Source organism: Marinobacter sp., assembly GCF_039977835.1.
In the GTDB taxonomy this organism is placed as follows: Bacteria; Pseudomonadota; Gammaproteobacteria; order Pseudomonadales; family Oleiphilaceae; genus Marinobacter.
In genome coordinates this window covers 1-16626 of the sequence record NZ_JBDWCL010000057.1, presented here as the reverse complement: position 1 = coordinate 16626, position 16626 = coordinate 1, and the positions used below count along the sequence as shown (strand labels likewise).

General features: G+C 54.0%; 19 protein-coding genes and 1 pseudogene. 17 read left to right on the top strand and 3 right to left on the bottom strand.

Translation table 11 applies throughout. The annotated features are described in order from the left end of the window. The first annotated feature begins 123 nt into the window (after positions 1-123). Together ABJM11_RS22535 and ABJM11_RS22530 are read left to right on the top strand one after the other, a co-directional pair. Positions 124-342 carry a hypothetical protein gene (locus ABJM11_RS22535; RefSeq protein ID WP_407070006.1) on the top strand — a complete coding sequence of 73 codons (219 nt, stop codon included), beginning with the start codon at positions 124-126 and terminating at the stop codon, positions 340-342. An 89-nt stretch (positions 343-431) separates the two neighbouring features. Then, positions 432-914: a DUF4113 domain-containing protein gene (locus ABJM11_RS22530; protein WP_407070007.1), complete on the top strand. Its 483-nt coding sequence runs from the start codon at positions 432-434 to the stop codon at positions 912-914. A gap of 8 nt (positions 915-922) precedes the next feature. On the opposite strand, the gene ABJM11_RS16560 is transcribed toward ABJM11_RS22530, so the two are convergent. Then, positions 923-1648, bottom strand: coding sequence for an SOS response-associated peptidase family protein (locus tag ABJM11_RS16560; protein ID WP_348293641.1), 726 nt, complete (start codon positions 1646-1648; stop codon positions 923-925). 241 nt (positions 1649-1889) lie between these two features. On the opposite strand from ABJM11_RS16560, the gene vapB reads away from it, so the two are divergent. The 9 genes from vapB to ABJM11_RS16515 all read left to right on the top strand — a co-directional run bounded on the left by vapB (position 1890) and on the right by ABJM11_RS16515 (position 8169). Next, positions 1890-2120: a type II toxin-antitoxin system VapB family antitoxin gene (vapB, locus tag ABJM11_RS16555; RefSeq protein ID WP_348293639.1), complete on the top strand. Its 231-nt coding sequence runs from the start codon at positions 1890-1892 to the stop codon at positions 2118-2120. Then, on the top strand, positions 2120-2521 hold the full coding sequence (vapC, locus tag ABJM11_RS16550; RefSeq protein WP_348293637.1) for a tRNA(fMet)-specific endonuclease VapC: 402 nt from the start codon (positions 2120-2122) through the stop codon (positions 2519-2521). Before vapB ends, vapC begins: the two co-directional genes overlap by 1 nt. Beyond that, on the top strand, positions 2522-3565 hold the full coding sequence (locus tag ABJM11_RS16545) for a hypothetical protein (protein ID WP_348293635.1): 1044 nt from the start codon (positions 2522-2524) through the stop codon (positions 3563-3565). Between the two features lie 173 nt (positions 3566-3738). After that, on the top strand, positions 3739-4095 hold the full coding sequence (locus ABJM11_RS16540) for a hypothetical protein (RefSeq protein ID WP_348293633.1): 357 nt from the start codon (positions 3739-3741) through the stop codon (positions 4093-4095). 28 nt (positions 4096-4123) lie between these two features. Then, positions 4124-5068 (top strand): 2-dehydropantoate 2-reductase, encoded by a 945-nt coding sequence (locus ABJM11_RS16535; protein WP_348293631.1) that lies wholly within the window; start codon positions 4124-4126, stop codon positions 5066-5068. Between the two features lie 49 nt (positions 5069-5117). Continuing rightward, positions 5118-5312: a glutathione S-transferase C-terminal domain-containing protein gene (locus ABJM11_RS16530; RefSeq protein ID WP_348293629.1), complete on the top strand. Its 195-nt coding sequence runs from the start codon at positions 5118-5120 to the stop codon at positions 5310-5312. Next, on the top strand, positions 5272-5481 hold the full coding sequence (locus tag ABJM11_RS16525; RefSeq protein ID WP_348293627.1) for a hypothetical protein: 210 nt from the start codon (positions 5272-5274) through the stop codon (positions 5479-5481). Before ABJM11_RS16530 ends, ABJM11_RS16525 begins: the two co-directional genes overlap by 41 nt. Before the next feature lie 17 nt (positions 5482-5498). Continuing rightward, on the top strand, positions 5499-6314 hold the full coding sequence (locus ABJM11_RS16520; RefSeq protein ID WP_348293626.1) for a class III extradiol ring-cleavage dioxygenase: 816 nt from the start codon (positions 5499-5501) through the stop codon (positions 6312-6314). 148 nt (positions 6315-6462) lie between these two features. Beyond that, positions 6463-8169, top strand: coding sequence for a diguanylate cyclase (locus ABJM11_RS16515; protein ID WP_348293625.1), 1707 nt, complete (start codon positions 6463-6465; stop codon positions 8167-8169). A 109-nt stretch (positions 8170-8278) separates the two neighbouring features. On the opposite strand, the gene ABJM11_RS16510 is transcribed toward ABJM11_RS16515, so the two are convergent. Beyond that, positions 8279-9895, bottom strand: coding sequence for a methyl-accepting chemotaxis protein (locus tag ABJM11_RS16510; protein WP_348293623.1), 1617 nt, complete (start codon positions 9893-9895; stop codon positions 8279-8281). A gap of 195 nt (positions 9896-10090) precedes the next feature. Between ABJM11_RS16510 and ABJM11_RS16505 the strand changes: the two are divergent. The 6 genes and pseudogenes from ABJM11_RS16505 to ABJM11_RS16480 all read left to right on the top strand — a co-directional run bounded on the left by ABJM11_RS16505 (position 10091) and on the right by ABJM11_RS16480 (position 15979). Then, positions 10091-11093, top strand: a pseudogene (locus tag ABJM11_RS16505) (IS630 family transposase). A 210-nt stretch (positions 11094-11303) separates the two neighbouring features. Then, complete coding sequence (locus ABJM11_RS16500) at positions 11304-13064, top strand: EAL domain-containing protein (protein ID WP_348293621.1); 1761 nt, start codon at positions 11304-11306, stop codon at positions 13062-13064. Positions 13065-13124: 60 nt separating this feature from the next. Next, positions 13125-13640 carry a CHAD domain-containing protein gene (locus tag ABJM11_RS16495; protein ID WP_348293619.1) on the top strand — a complete coding sequence of 172 codons (516 nt, stop codon included), beginning with the start codon at positions 13125-13127 and terminating at the stop codon, positions 13638-13640. Next, the gene (locus ABJM11_RS16490; protein ID WP_348293645.1) at positions 13531-13995 is read left to right on the top strand and encodes a CHAD domain-containing protein; all 465 of its coding nucleotides are present in this window, start codon (positions 13531-13533) and stop codon (positions 13993-13995) included. The genes ABJM11_RS16495 and ABJM11_RS16490 overlap by 110 nt, the downstream gene beginning before the upstream one ends. Before the next feature lie 134 nt (positions 13996-14129). Next, positions 14130-14372, top strand: a complete 243-nt coding sequence (locus tag ABJM11_RS16485) for a hypothetical protein (RefSeq protein WP_348293617.1) — start codon at positions 14130-14132, stop codon at positions 14370-14372. A 35-nt stretch (positions 14373-14407) separates the two neighbouring features. Beyond that, positions 14408-15979: a hypothetical protein gene (locus ABJM11_RS16480; protein ID WP_348293616.1), complete on the top strand. Its 1572-nt coding sequence runs from the start codon at positions 14408-14410 to the stop codon at positions 15977-15979. Positions 15980-15982: 3 nt separating this feature from the next. On the opposite strand, the gene ABJM11_RS16475 is transcribed toward ABJM11_RS16480, so the two are convergent. Next, positions 15983-16318 carry an FAD-linked oxidase C-terminal domain-containing protein gene (locus tag ABJM11_RS16475; RefSeq protein ID WP_348293614.1) on the bottom strand — a complete coding sequence of 112 codons (336 nt, stop codon included), beginning with the start codon at positions 16316-16318 and terminating at the stop codon, positions 15983-15985. Positions 16319-16626: the final 308 nt, after the last annotated feature.

Here is a 16626-nt window from a genome sequence, read left to right as displayed (position 1 = left end):
CATTAAAGACTACCTGGCAAGATACAACGACGATCCCAAACCTTTTATCTGGCGCAAAACAGCGGATCAAATCATTGCATCAATCGCTCGTCTTTCCGATAAGCTGAATAATAAGACGAACTTTTGTTAAGGCACACTAGGCCGACTTGTCCAAAGCGACAGGCAAAATTACTCGCGATTACACCTGTTGAAGAGATATGGGGTATCGGCTCACGTTTAGCCAAGCGGCTCAAACCCCTTGGGATCGCGACGGGACTTGATCTCGCTCGAGCGGACCCTGCGTGGATCAGAAGTCACTTTCCCGTAGTCGTTGAGCGAACCGCGTGGGAGCTTCGGGCGTAGCCTGCCAAGAGATCGAAGAAGTTCCGCCGACAAAACAGCAAATCGTCTGCAGCCGTTCCTTTGGCCAGCCGGTGACGAAGCTGAATGACATGCTGGCGGCCGTTACCGGTTTCGCAACTCGGGCCGCAGAAAAAATCCGGGGAGAAGATCGGGTTGCCGGCCAGCTATCTGCATTTCTTTCTACCAACCGCTTTTCAGATGGTCCGCGATACAGCAATTCCGCCAGCCAGAGATTGCCGTATCCCAGCAGCGACACTCGCGTCCTTGTCGAGTCAGCTTCTACCTTGATTACTCAACTCTGGCGAGATGGGTTCCGATTCAACAAAGCGGGCGTCATGCTCATGGATTTCAGGGAGCCTTCGAAGAGCCAGTGCGACATGTTCGATAGGACAGGCGATTCTGAAAGGGACCAGGCCTTGATGACAGCTCTAGACCGTATTAACCAGATTGGAGGCTCTGGTACCGTAAAATTCGCCCGGCAGACTCAACTGGTTCAGCCCTGGGCCATGCGAAGGGAACACCTGTCACCAGCCTTCACGACACGTTGGAGCGACTTACCCAGAGCAAGGTAGGAGACAGATCAACTGCTTGAAAGGTCTCCCTCTTCGTCAGCCGCCAGCACGATCGCGTTTTCCGAGATCACGCCACGCTTGAAAGTCTTCACCTCTTCAACGTTGAGTGTCGCGTACAGCCGTGGATGCTCCAGCAGATCATCGATCTCATTTGCCTGGGGTATGTCCTCCGCCAGCCATGTTTCTATGAACTCTTGTGTTGAAGGCAGGAATAGCGGAAAAGCCCTGTCATGGTACGGCTCGAATTTAATGTGCGCGTCCCGGGTAATGACCGCACAGCTGTATTGCCCATTCGGAAAGGGGCGATACAGAGCTCCAAGCAAGAAGGGCTGAGTTCCCTCCATGAGATATTGGTGCTTACGTCCATCGATCTTCTTCGATTCACCGATCCCAGCTGCTACCACGATACCGCGGTGATGACGCAAGGCGCCCTTCCAATAAGGTGAATCCAGATTTCTGGCATTGAAGGTTGTGCGCTTTCCGACTTCCAGGGTGTCTCCGCTTTCCTTGCAGTCAAACCACCAGGTGGCGTCAACCAATCGCGGTTTACCTTCTTCATGAATGATCAGCCCGCGAATCTGGCGATCGGGGTTGCCGCCGAAAGCCGGGTAGAATTGCTCCATCCCGGCCGGCGCCTCACTGACCAGGGGCTCGAACAAGTCCCCCATCCCGAGTTCCTCCAGTAGCTCTTGGACTGCCGGACTATCGGTTACGCGACGAATATAGCCACACATGGGCGGGTCCTCCCTCTCAGCCTCACTAAACGATAACCCATGACCCCTGATATGCCCAGCCGGAACATTCCCATGAAGGTCGGCTTGATAGGTCCTACCCCAGTTTAGGGCTTTTCAGTCAATTTGGTCAGGTGAAAAAGCGCCGGAATCGTACTCTTGATAGGGATATACCATTGACATATCCCGATGCCGGCGCTAGTGTGGGATATACCCACGGGATATACCTTGAGAGGCGCAACCAATGGAACGAGCAAGCATCTTCAAAACCAATAAAAGCCAGGCACTACGGCTTCCGAAACCCGTAGCGTATCCTGACACGGTTAAGCAGGTGGACATTGTTATCCAGGGTCGATCCAGGATCATCACTCCTGCTGGTGAATCATGGGACGCCTGGTTCGACGGTGAAGGTGTTTCTGACGACTTCATGGCAAGTCGCGAGCAGCCAGGCCACCAAGAGCGTGAGGCCCTTTAATGCTGAAGTACATGCTCGATACAAACATCGCTATATACACCATCAAAAACCGGCCACAGGAGGTCCGGGAAGCGTTCAAGGCGCATGATGGCCAGATGTGCATTTCAGCGGTCACGCTAATGGAATTGGTATATGGAGCGGAGGCTTCAGCAGCAGTTGATCGCAACTTGCGTGACATAGAAGGGTTTGCCGCCCGCTTGGAAGTTCTGCCTTATGACAACGACGCGGCGGCTCATACTGGCCAGCTTCGGGCTGAGCTTCGGAAGCTGGGTCGACCGATTGGGCCTTACGATGAAATGATCGCCGGTCACGCCCGTTCCCAGGGTTTGGTTGTTGTTACGAACAACACAAAGCAGTTTGAAAATGTGCCCGGCATACGCTTGGCAAACTGGGTAAATTGATTGGAAAACGTTCTGCGGGGACAGACCTTGACTGATAGCAATCAAACCGACCTCTTAATAGCGCTTGATCACCTTGAGGGTCGAATCAAGAGTACGGCAGTGCTGGAGGAACTACGCGAAAAGCACGTAGGTTTCTTTACCCGCCGATCCACTGCTGAGGTAGTTGAACAAGAAACAAAAGCGGTCCTCGAAGTGGTAGAAGCCAGATTTAATGCAGCGGAGATAAACGAGCGCGAACTCATCGCGCTAATTTTCAGGTGTGGCAATTTGGTTCATGAAAAACGCTGGAGCGAAAATTACTACGAGCCTGAGATTGGACCGATCAATCAAGCCATCCGAAAGGTACAAAAAGCGCACGGTTTAAAACCAGGCGAAGAATGGGGCTTGGGGGAAGGTCCTGATGAGTACAAGGATTTGCTGAGTCAGTGGGATTCGGTTTATGACCGTACGCGCGAAGACCTGACCCTTGAGCTTTGCACAGATCGACTTCGCGACATTGTTAAGCGCTTCGAATATCAGATAGACGATATGAAGTGTGAAGGGGAGCAATCCCTTTTCCAATGGGATGAGAAAAGACGGCTCTACGTTCTGCTTCAGAACTATGAGCGAGAAGCACAACAATGTGAAAGTGTTGGAGCATACCTAGCTGCCAGCATATTGATTGCGGCCTCTATCGAAACCCGACTCATCATCACCTGTCTTGAGTTTAAAGAGATATGCGAGAAGGGAAGGAAGTCACTGAACGAGGAAAGAAAATTCTCGGGAGGTAAGTCTATCGGTAGAAATCCGCTGTCATGGTTTCTTGACGATTTGATCAATGTCAGCGCCAAATGCGGGTGGTTGCCGTGGGTCGAGAGTAACAGTTCTACCTTCAACTCAACGGTTCTTGCCCAGGTACTGAAAGACGTCCGGAATGGGGTCCACCCTGGTAAAAAGATGCGAAAAAAAGAGAATATTGCGCTGGGTTTGGAACAGTACAAAGACATCCGGGCGGCTAATGAGATTCTGAAGTCGGGTCTCCCAGCCAGGCCTAAGCAGAAGTAATTAATCTCGAAAATATGATGGGAAAACGAAAGCTATGGACGATAACAAAACCCTGATTCCTTTGATCGCCCTGTTTGGTATTCCCTTGGCGATTGTTGGCTTCGACGCAGGCGTGCAATACGGTACGGCCGAAGGAGTATTGTCGGCGGCCCCTGGAGTTGGGCTATTTGTAATTGGCGCAGTCAAGTTCATTAACACCGGTATTGCGGAATCAGGGTGTACTGCTCATCTGCCTGGACCGGCTGGATGCCGACGGCAATAACGCCAGCCATAGTCAGCCCCATGACAGCTATATTCGTAATCTGATTCGACAGTGGGAAGACGAGCAGAAGTGGGTGAAGGCCATGTCGAAATCGGGTTTAAACGGTACCCGTCCATCACCGGGCCAGGGTAACCCGGTTGCAGACCCGACACTGTGTGTACTCAACACCGCCTTCAGCCTGGGCGGCATGAAAGCGCCCCAACGCCTGTTTGGCTTTTCACTGAATGAGGACAGCCAATCCCTCGCAGGTTATGGCTGGATGCAATAGGCTACGGAAAACACAAGGGATTCCGTAAATGCTCAGATTATTGATGATTGGTGCCGGCGGCATCGGCGGTTACTACGCTGCCAGGCTTCTGGATGCCGGGCACCGGGTAGTGCTGACAGCGAGGGGGGAACACCTGGGCGCGTTGAAGGATAACGGCCTGACGGTCCACTATGAAGGTCGCGAGTTGGCCCATGCCCCGGCTGCTCATGACCATCAGGAACTTGTTACCCAGTACAAGCCAGACGAGTTTGACCTTATCATCATCGCACTCAAAGCCACGGCGACTGCTTCGGTGGTGAGTGAGCTCGGTGATTGGCTAAAGCAGGGACAGACACCCGTGCTTTCCTTACAGAACGGAGTCGATAACGAACCACTCCTGGCGGAAACGGTTGGTGCTGACAGGGTCATCGGTGGGCTTGCAGTCCGCATAGGAGGGCACATTACGAGGCCGGGTGTTATCGAAGCCGAGGGCCTCGCACAGATCGTGATGGGGGCATGGCCCAAAGTCAGCGGTGGGGCGGACTCCCGAACTCCGCTGCTCAAGACCCTGGTGGCCGCCTTCAATGATGCCGGTATTCCAGCCAGGTCCTCGGACAACATTCGCTATGAGCTCTGGCGTAAACTGGTTATTAATAATGGTGTAAACCCACTTTCCGCGCTTACCGGCCTGGATACCCGAAGCCTTACCCATCACCCCCGATTCGGCAGAATCGTGTATGGAATGATGGCTGAAACCGTGGAGGCCTCAAGGGCAGACGGTGTGAATCTTGAAAAGAAGGACCTGGAGGAGATGTTTGAGCTGATCAGCAACTTCAACGCCATCAAGACGTCAATGCTGGTCGACAGGGAGAGAGGTCGCCCGCTGGAACTGGATACCATTGCCGGGGCGGTACTGCGACGCTGCGAGCGTCCGGGGATTGAGGCTCCCTATACTGAGACCGTTCACGCAGTATTGCAGCACTCAGATGAGTGAAACCCCTGGTTGAGTTCATGGACATGCTGGCATCGAGGCAACCGTCGGCGTGACAGCGCTCACTATCCGAACCTGCCCCAGTACGGACCAGGGTGTTTGTCTCCTCGATGAAATGGATTCCCGTCTGGCGAATGGACGCACCTACCTGTTTGGTGAGCAACTCACAGAGACGGATATGCGCCTGTTCGTAACCCTGGTGCGTTTTGACGCCGCCTACCACGGCCCACGGCCTGTTCAAGTGTAACCGCAATACCCTGCGAGTCATTCCGCGCCTGCACGACTACATGCACCGGATTCTGGCACTTGACGGCATTGCCAATACGGTCAACCTTGATCGCATCAAGGCCGGGTATTACTCCAGCAAGGCGCTGAACCCGACGGGTATTGTGCCGGCAGGGCCGGGCCAACTCTGAACACAGGAGCAACCCCCATGAAAACTGAAACCGATGTGCTGTTCATTTCCCATGGCGGCGGGCCAATGCCGCTGTTGGGGGATCCCGGTCACCGTGAAATGGTGGAGCGGCTCACGGAGCTTGCCGACAGGCTTCACAAACCGTCGGCTATACTGGTTATCAGCGCCCACTGGGAGGAGTCAGTGCCGATGATCACCTCGGGGGCCAGTCCGCAGCTCATCTACGATTACTATGACTTCCCGCCGGAGGCCTACAGTATCGAGTATCCCTGCCTGGGAGAGCCGGGGCTGGCGCGGCAGGTTTACCAGGCGTTGGAACAGTCTGGAATGCCAGCGCAACTTGATGATCGAAGGGGCTTTGATCACGGCCTGTTCGTGCCGCTCAAGCTGATGTATCCGGATGCGGATATCCCATGCGTGCAGCTGTCCCTGGTAAACAGTCTGGATGCCAGCACCCACTTGGCGATTGGTCGTGCTTTGCAGGGGCTGGACTACGCCAACCTGCTCGTGATCGGCTCTGGGTTCTCGTTCCATAACATGCGGGCGTTTTTCGCGAGAGATACGCCGGAGATTCGGGCTCGTAATCAGGCTTTCGAGGACTGGCTGGAAGAGACGTGTAGTGATACCGCCCTGCAGGAATCGGAACGTGGTGAGCGCCTGGCTCACTGGGAGCGAGCGCCCCACGCCCGCTTCTGCCACCCCCGGGAAGAACACCTTCTGCCTTTGCATGTGTGCTACGGGCTTGCGGACAAGCCCAGTGACACGCATATATCGGCAACCATCCTCGGGAAAAAATCGGGGATGTTTTATTGGAGAATGGAACCGCTGGATTGACCTGCCGAAGGCATCAATCTCCACAAACTTTCAGGTATCAAAAAGAGGGGGAGGCTACAGAAACTCACGCAAAACGCGATAAAAGCAATCGTTTTGTTCCAGCGGCAGGTGCTAGACTTCAGCCTTTTAAGGTGTAAGGACACCCTAAATGCCTCCCCACCGAGCGGTTTTGTGTTTTTTCTTTTTGTGGATAGCCGGTATTTCAGCCCAGGCATCGCCGGTGGCCCTGGACCTTAGTCAGCAAGGAGGCCAGTTAACAGATTTTACGGTCGAGTATTTCATCGACGATTTCCAGTCGCTGGATTATGAGGCGATTCACAAGCAAGCCTTTCGGGAAACCACCAGCACCACAACACTTGGCACACGGGCGACGGTGACCTGGTACCGGGTGGCACTGCACAACCCGGGCGCTGAATCCAGGTCGCTTTTTCTGCACTTGCCCAAGGCCTATCACGTGCGTTCGATCGATGTCTTTGAGGAACGCGCTGACAATCTTGTCGATCAGGCATCCGTTGATCTTAATGATGCAAGTGACCATCCACTGATGTATCGGGGTACGGTGGTCTACCCATTTACGGTACCGTCGGGGGAAACCACGTCTCTGTATGTCCGCAGTCATGTGTATTCCCATCAATGGTTTTCGCTGAAGATCTACGACGATGAACAGTCTCGGAAAGCGCTGGTCGGCGGCCACCTGGACATCGCGCTTCTGGTCGGAATGATGTTGGCACTGGTGTTCTACAACGGCCTGCTTTACTTCGCCACCAGCAAGAAAGAGAACATTTTCTATTCGCTGTATCTGATTTCTGGGCTGGTATGGATCGCGCTTTCCTACGGGCTGATTGCCAAAGCCTTCAATGCCTATGGCGATGCCGTTTTTGTGCTCAACCTGTCGCTGATCACCATGCCGATCTTCCTGATACTGTTTATGATGGCGATATTCGAGACGCGGAAGTTCTACCCTACGGAACACCGGATTCTGCAAGGGATGCTGGCTTTACTGGTGGTCACGTTTTCATACGGCCTGTTCGATATTGCAATGGCCTTGAAGCCTGCGAGCAGTCTTGCAGCGCTGATGATGGTGGTGACCTTTTCAGTAAGCATCTCCCTGTTTCGCAAGGGGCATCCTCTGGTGAAGTTCTTTCTTGTTGGCCATACCTTCTTCGTGGTGTTCAACGGGTTTGCGGTGATCTACTACAAAGGATTGATCGAGCCCAGTTATATCAACAGTCACGGTGTCGGGATTGGCATCGTACTGGAGGCGCTAACGCTCGCGTTCATCATCTCTTACCGGATAAAAGTGCTGGAAGATATCCGCTCCAGGCAGGGTGAGCTCAAACGGCAAGCGGCCACCGATCCACTTACCCGGCTCTATAACCGACGGCATTTTATGACAGAGGGTGAGTACATGGTTGAGCAGGCGAGGGCAGCCGGGCAATCGCTCTCAGTTATTGCTCTCGATATTGACCATTTCAAAGCGGTAAACGACACCCACGGCCATAATATCGGTGATCGGGTGTTGATGAATATGGCAGACATTTTCCGGCAGTTCAGCCGGGACCAGGATCTGGTCGCCCGATTTGGCGGTGAAGAGTTTGTTATTCTTCTGCCCGGTGCGGATTATGCAGAGGCCCGGGGCTACGCCGAACGTATTCGTAAGGCCGTTCAAGCACAGTCCGTTGAAGGTGTCGATGGGAGTGCTGTGCGGGTTACGGTCAGCCTGGGGCTTACAGAAGTGAATGCCGCCATGGAATCAGTGGAGAGCGCCGTCAACCGGGCCGACAAGGCATTATATGAGGCCAAGGCCTCGGGCCGAAATTGTGTTTGTTATTTTGAGGCGATTGCCTGTGGTTGAGTTTGGGCGGAACCCTGCTTCGGCCATTGGTTTTGCTCGGATAAGGCACCTGCAAAAGCTGTGGGTTGCTGGACTTGTAAACTCTGAGATATCTAGAGATCCGAAACTTTCAACAATCAGCAGAGGTTCGAAACCGGGCTGTAAGGTCCCTCATTGAAAGCGCTTCCTGTTTCAATGCCGCGCTGACCTCCCTGCTGCCAGCGACACTCTGGGCCAGTGTTGCCGCGTGGGCGTCAAGCGCGGAGGACCGGTGGCCAACCCGGTCGATTTCCTCACGTTGAAGCCTCAGCGCATCATTGATGGTGGCGCTGCGAAGCTCCAGATCCGAAAACCGATGGTTCATGGAGATCAGGTGGGCCTTCAGTTCCTCCAGCGTCTGGCGATTACCGAGTCCGGCGTCTTTCATCTCTGAAATTTGATGCTCAACGCCCTCAACGACTTCAACCAGATTCCCTACCCACTGGCGGATTTCTCCGGTGGAATCGGCAGTGCGCTTTGATAGCGTGCGGACTTCATCAGCAACAACCGCAAACCCGCGCCCGTGTTCGCCCGCTCTTGCTGCCTCTATCGCAGCATTCAGGGCCAGCAGATTCGTCTGCTCCGCTATGTCCGTAATCACGTCAATAACCTTTTCGATCTTGAGCGTTGATTCCGTCAGCTCGTGTATGGACCCGGATACCCGAGCAATGACTTCCACCGTGTGCTCCGCCGCGGTTTCACTCTTTCTCAGACCGGACTGAATATCCGCGTTTGCACTGACCGCTTCCTGGATGGTCTCCCTGGACTCGCCGGTGGATGCATCGATCGCGGAGGCCTGATCGGCAATTGCCTTCATTGAGTCAGTCACATCCTGAATCTGGCGCTGGGTAGTTTGGGAGGCGGACTCCAGCTCTTCGGCCTCGGAATCAAGACGCGCCGATCTATCATTGACGCTTTGTGACGCCACCCGGATATCGCCGATGAACGCCTCAAACCGGCCCACCAGGCGAACCAGGGCGGCAGCAACCCCCGCCACTTCATCCGACCCGGTCAGTTTCGGGGTATTGGCGAGGTCCGAACACTCATCCATCAGGCGAAGATCCTGTTCGATACGCTGCAGCCGGATGATCACGAGTTTTCTCAGCCACAGGGCCATCAGCACAATGGCCACCAGAAAGACGATGAAGCCGGTGATCAGAGACACCTGCTGACTGCCGAGATACTCCAGCAGTTCGCTGGATTCCTGACCAATCCGGGCACGACTGGCCACCTCTCGGGCACTGATGCTCTCAAGCATTGGCGACAAGGCAGGAAAGAGCTGAAAATCCACCGTTTTACCTGCCTGATAGTAGCTTTTCTCGCGGATTCCCTTCCCCAGTTTTTCAAGGTACAAACCTACAGGCTCATAAACACTCTCATGTTCCTCGGCCCACTGGCTCAATTGCGCATTCTGTTTAACAGCGCTCCACTTGGCGGGAATCGACTCTGATAGTGCGGCGAATTCCTCCTCGATTTCATCCCAAAGCAACAACTGGCCCTTGATCTTGAAGGAAAGATCCTGCAAATGGCGCAGATCCTGTTCCAGATCGTTCAGCAACCAGGATTCTGTCAGGCGATTCTGTATCAGTTGTTCTGCGGCGTCTTCCGCCTTGATGATGATTGACCAGGACAACAGGGCAACAGCCGAGAGCGCAAAGACCGAAAGAAATGAAAAGAAGAGAATCCTACTGCGAACCGTTTTGAGCATAGTGCCCCCATCATCGAATGAGGACCCGATAGTGAACATCGATTGTGACAACCAGATTGCAAATTCCTGGAGGCAAGCTATTTTTCGGCAGAAATTTGGCGAGATCCCTTCATTAAAGGAGTTAGTGTCTCTTAACAAAAGTTCGTTGAATCAATTGCAGCTTGGGGTTATTGCAGCATCGATGGAGCTACTGCAATGGGTCGACCCGTTATTCCTTTGATCATTACAGACGAAGAACAGGATGAGCTTAGTTCGTGGGTCCGTCGCCGGCAGATGCCAGCAGCCGAGCAGCAACGCGCGCGAATGATCCTGTTGAGCACCGAGGGCCTGCCGGGGAGAGTAATTGCTGAGCGAGTGGGCGTCACGACAGAAACCGTCAGCAAGTGGCGTAAGCGGTTTGAACAGCTCCGTGTAGCGGGCCTGACAGACGCCCCGAGGTGGTCGGCCCCGCAGTATTGATGATGAGAAGGTGGCAGACGTTATCAACAAAACGCTCCAATCCAAGCCCAGGGATGCGACCCACTGGTCTACCACTCTGATGGCCAGGGAAACCGGGCTCAATGCCATGGCAATCAGCCGAATCTGGCGGGCGTTTGGGTTGAAGCCTCATCGCCTGGAGACCTTTAAGCTCTCAACCGACCCCCACTTTGTGGCCAAGGTCCACGACATTGTCGGGTTGTATATGAATCCGCCTGACCGGGCCCTGGTTCTGTGTGTGGACGAGAAAAGCCAGATACAGGCGTTGAACCGCACTCAGCCAGCGCTTCCGCTGTCGTTTGGCTACTCCGAAACCAGAACACACGACTACGTTCGTCACGGTACCACGACCCTGTTTGCAGCCCTGGACGTTGCCACGGGCGAGGTTATCGGACGCCTTCGCAAAGGAGACACTGCGCTAAAGAGTTTTTGACCTTTTAAAAAGAGATTGACCGAGAGGTTCCGGAAGACCTGGATATTTATCTTGTCATGGACACTTACGGCACCCATAAAACGGAAAAGGTTCGGGCCTGGTTTGCCGCCCGGCCCCGGTATCACGTGCATTTCACGCCAACAGCAGCGTCGCACCACTCGCGAGCTGGAGGCCCCCATTAAAGACTACCTGGCACGGTACAATGACGATCCCAAACCTATTGTCTGGCGCAAAACCCCGGATCAAATTATTGAATCAATTGTGCGCCTATCTATCCGACAAACTTAATAATAAGACGAACGTTTGTTAAGGGACATCATGTCCAGTATTACGGCATACCTGCAATACGCCTGTCACATATCTTGCACATCATGTCTGGCGTAAGTTCGTAAATTGGCACAACCGGATGTGAACCAACTGAATCAGCAGGTAGGGAACATGCGAGGGAAAGACGCAGATTACACCTCTACGCCCCACTCACATCCAGAAGTGACAGATATGCAGAATTGCCTCAATCAGGAACTGAGACGCTTATTAACGGAAGAGACAATTACAACCCTCTTCCAGCCCATCGTAAATATAGAAAGAAAGTCCGTTTTTGGTTATGAGGCTCTCAGCCGTGGTCCCTCGGCCAGCAGTCTGCACGGAGCCCAGCTGCTGTTTGAAACCGCCGAGCGCTGTGGTCTGACGTCAGAGCTTGATGGCCTCTGCCTTCGGACGGCTGCACGAAGCTGGTCTGGCCAGGGCACACGGCTGAAACTCTTCGTTAACGTCAGCCCGGCCAAATTAATGCCACCGGAGTTCAGACCCGCACATTTGCAGGAGCTTCTTGAGACAAACCGACTGAAGCCGTCAGACATTGTGATTGAACTCTCGGAACGCTATCCCACCGTAGATCCGTCCGAGCTTCTGAAAACACTGTCCTGGTTGAAGGAGCAAGGGTTTCTGATTGCCATTGATGATCTTGGCAGCGGATATTCCGGACTCAAACTGTGGTCGGAGCTGAAACCGGACTTCGTTAAGATCGACAGGCATTTCATCAGAGACATACAGGACGACCTGGTTAAACGGGAATTTCTCAGGTCCGTTGTGGATCTGTCGGATCGTCTGGGCTGCAGACTGATTGCTGAAGGAGTGGAAACCGAGGCGGAATTCCGGGTTGTTGCAGGACTGGGCATATCGCTGGTCCAGGGCTTTCTGTTCGGTCGGCCCAAACAGATTGCGACCGCCTGCCTGAATCCGTTGGGCGTGCAGCCCTCACCTACAATCAAAGTCTCCCGAGAGGAGACAGCTGGCTCCCTGATCAGTCAGATCGAGCCGATCACCTCCGACTCAACTCTGCAACACGCCTGGGAGCGTCTTCAAAGTGAGCCAAGCACGTTCTCGCTGCCAGTAGTGGATAATGGCCGCCCCCTTGGTCTGCTTCATAAGTGGCGGGTTCTGGAAACGTTCAGCACGCCTTATGGCCGCGCACTGTATGAAAAGCGCCAGGTTACCCAGATGCTGAGCTCCGATGCCCTTATCGTGGACTACAACACACCACTGGATGAAGTCAGTCAGCGATTGATCGACGACGATGCCCACTACCTCAAGCAGCACTTTGTTGTCACACACAACGACCGGTATGTCGGACTCGGATCCACCCGTATGCTGCTCAAACAGATTACTGCAAGAAAGATCGAAACAGCGCGCTATGCCAACCCACTGACCCTTTTACCGGGCAACGTCCCCATTCAAAAGGCTCTGGCTGCGCGGACAGAAGAGGGACTTCCCTTCATTCTGGTTTACTTTGATATCAATATGTTCAAGCCCCTCAACGACCTGCTTGGCTACCGTGTGGGTGATCAGGTCATCCTCTTGCTCGCCGACCTGCTGCTGGAGTTCTTTCACGGCGACGGCGACTTCGTAGGCCATATTGGCGGGGACGACTTTGTCGTAATCAGCCCATCGCCCCTTGCCATTTCCAATGCCAAAGCCCTGCAAGCACAATTCGTCGATCAGACCCGGCGTTTTTATACCGATACTGTACTGCAAAACGGTTTCGTGGAATCCGAGGACAGAGGCGGGCACATCAATCGCTTTCCACTGGTATCCCTGGCAGCGGGCATTGTCCAAGTGGGCCCAGATGACCAGCGAACAGCCGATCAGATCTCCGACGCAGCCAGTTACGCAAAAAAACGGGCAAAGGCCTCTGCGGGGTCCTGTTTTATAGATTCACCTAGCCCCCATGCCATCACGCCCATGGCCAAAGTCCACTGAAACGAGTACACCATTTCACCCTCGATCTTTAACATTGTTCGGGTGAAGCGAGGTAACGTCATGCGGTACAGACTCACTCCCAACGGCAATTTTGCGAAGCATCTGAGACGGCTAATGCGGTCAATCAATGACGACATCGCTCTCTCACTTCTCCGAGCATGCCGGGATCCCGAGACTGGGGTTCATGAAGCTCGAAAAGGATGCAAGGAAATTCGGGCAGTGCTGCGCCTCGTCAAGCCTCATATGGATAAGGCGGACTTCAGCGACAACCAGTCGTTCTACAAAGAGGTCTCAGGCAAATTATCTGGCAACAGGGATGCGCTCGTTCGGACGAAAACCTGGAACAACCTCTTAGCTGAAACACTATGTCTGGAAGGCAAACCTGCGGATACAGTTGCTAGCTTTCTATCAGCACAAGCCCAGCTCGACCCCCTCGCAGAAAAAGGCAGTGACTTTTTCGTGGACCTTGCGTTGGAAGTCGATTCAAACAGCAAATCGCCGAAAGATTGGAGTCTTCCAAAATCCCTTTCTGATCTTGTCCCAAACCTCAAAAAAAATCTATCAGGAAGCCCGTAAAGCAGAAAAGAAAGCTCGCGAATCTGAAGATATAGAGGACTTTCATGAGTTTCGGAAACGGTCCAAAGATCTCTTTTACTGCTTGAGAATCCTTCGACCGATGTTCGGAAAGGGCCTCAAATCGAAAGTGTCGCAGCTTCAGAATCTCACCGAGGCCCAGGGTGATGCGAACGACTATGCGGTTCTGACGGATTATCTCATCGACCACCGGGAGGCTCTGGAACTTGATGAAAAGGATTTTGAACTCGTAAAGCACGCCATTCAGGAAAAGCTCCACGACTTGCAGGACCGCGCGCACAGACAGGCGAAGAAACTTCTCTCCGACTCTCCGGGGGCCTTCATAAAACTGTTATGAATTTGGGGTAGAGCTGACTAGAGAACATTGAGGATCTAGACATGATGTTTTGACCTGCCCGCCCTCAACGATCGTGGGTTATTGTTGAGGGCGGAAAGAAACCAACAGCAGAGCCACTTTGAGGAGGGCAGGTCATGAATGAGTTTAAACCAGAAGCGGCCCGAATCGATACTGTTGCAGTGAGGCTGGAACTACCCGGGCAGGAATGTTACGCCGCGTATGTGGGCCTGGACGTCCACAAGGAAACGATTGCGGTGGCGGAGCGGATCAAGACTGACCGCCGGGATGCATTGAAGCTGGCCCGCCTTGCACGCATCGCCTCCTGCTCCGGGCCGGACCAGCCACTGACATTAAACTTTCATATTGGACGTGTATAACGGTGCTCTCATCCGATCCCAACGGAGCAGCAGTAATGGCCGACGAATCCTCCCTACTGGTAGAAAAACTCTGGCGTCTGAAACGCCGTATCGATAAAGGCCAATGCCCTGGCGTGGATTTCGTCCACCTCAATGTCCTTCTCAGGGAACCGGGCTACCGAACGGATGTGCTCAGGCGCGTTGAAGCTAATGGCTCCCCAGAGCTCCAGGCATTGGCCCGCGAAATCATGGCCAACGATGACGGCTTGCCTTTAATGGCAAAGTCGCCGGACCAGACTCTTTCTGTCGGCGCGGAAAAGCCAGCTAAAAGCCGGGGGTGGTTCTGGCGCAATGCGCTGGTGCTCATTCCTGTTATCGGCGTTACCGTTGCCGGCTTTACCGCTTTTGAAAACCGCAGCGTGCGTATCAGCACCGATATTACCGCGGATACAGTCTGGGAGACGGGGCGTCGCTACGTGCTCGAAGACACGATTTTTGTCGAAGACGCTCAGTTGACCATCGAGCCCGGCGTAACCGTTGAAGGCGAACCCGGGTCTGCACTGATCGTCACTCCCAGCGCCAAACTGTTTGCCCGCGGCAGCAGGAACCAGCCGGTGGTTTTCACAAGCAGCAAGGAACCAGGGCAGCGAGCCCGTGGGGACTGGGGCGGGGTGGTACTCCTGGGAAATGCCCCGGTTAACCAGCCGAACGCCGCCATTGAAGGTATTCCCGAAAGCGACCCTCGCGGGCAATTCGGTGGTAACGACGAACACCACAGCTGTGGGGTGATCCAGTACACCCGCATTGAGTTTGCCGGATTCGAGGTCTATCAGAACAATGAACTGAACGGGCTTACTCTGGGTGGTTGCGGCTCCAACACCATTATTCAGCACGTGCAGGTACATCGGGCGCTGGACGACGGCATCGAGATGTTCGGCGGTACCGTCGACCTGAAAAACATACTGGTAACCGGTGCCGCTGATGACAGTATCGACTGGGACTGGGGCTGGCGGGGCCGGGTTCAGTTCGCCATTGTCCAGCAACACCGCGATGTGGGTGACAACGCTTTTGAAGGCGACAACAATGGCTCCAGCCACTCTGCCGTACCGAGATCCGAACCCACGTTCTACAACGTTACTCTCTACGGCAATGGCCGCTCCGCGAAAGAGCACCGGGCAATACTGTTGCGTGAAGGCTCCGGCGGACATTTCCACAATATGATCATAGACAGCTTCGCCATTGAAGCCCTGGATACACGGGACGAGGTTACCGCTCTGATAGGCACAGGCGCACTGACGTTCAGTCACAACCTGCTTGCCAACAATGGCCGCCTTGGCAGCCTGACGATTGTTAACGAAACAGACGATGATGACTTCGGGTTCAATGAAGAACTGTGGATGCGAAGTCCGGAACACCAGAACACCATCCAGGTCGAAACCGGCCTGCAGCCATCAGTCAGCAACGAATCCTCCCCCCACTTCCGCCCCAGGGGTTCAACACAATCCATGACGTCGAAACGGCCACCCAAAAGCGAGTTTTTCGATGAATCTGCCGTATATCCTGGTGCTGTAAATCCCAGGGCCACGTCAACATGGCTTGAAGGCTGGGTTGCCTACCCGGAAGCCTGACGGCTATATCAGCACCCCCGGGTTCAACAGACCATCTGGGTCCAACGTCTGCTTGGCTGAACGCAGCACGTCAGCAAACAGCTCCGGCCTCTGGCGATCGTAGCCCGGCCGGTGATCGCGGCCCACGGCGTGGTGATGGGTAATGGTGCCACCCAGGTCGATCAGGCTTTCCATCACCGCAAGCTTGATCTCGTCCCACTGTTTGACCTGGTCGCCGCGCCGACCCGGGGCGATCACGGTGTAGTAGGGGGCGGGGCCACCAGGGTATACGTGGGTGAAGCAGCAGGTGACCAAGGCCTTGCCGCAGATCTCCCGGGCAACCCTGTTCACTGTAGCCATGACTCCCTCCTGAATCAATGGGATGAGCTTCTCCTCATCTTCATGATGGTAGACTAATTACTCACCATTTTGGCACGTAGATGCCGGTGAGGTGAGGAGGAGTCCATCCCATTGATTCAGGACCTTAGACAATAAAATACTCGACGAAATTTTGTTACGGGGCATGTCTAGAGGGGTATAACCAGTGGCGGGAGGAAAGGGCCGCTTGAACTATATAGATGCCTAATGTTTATACTATAAAGTTGTTTCACCCGATTCTGACCAACCAACCATGAGATACGCCCATGAAAATCGTTAAAGTTCAGGAC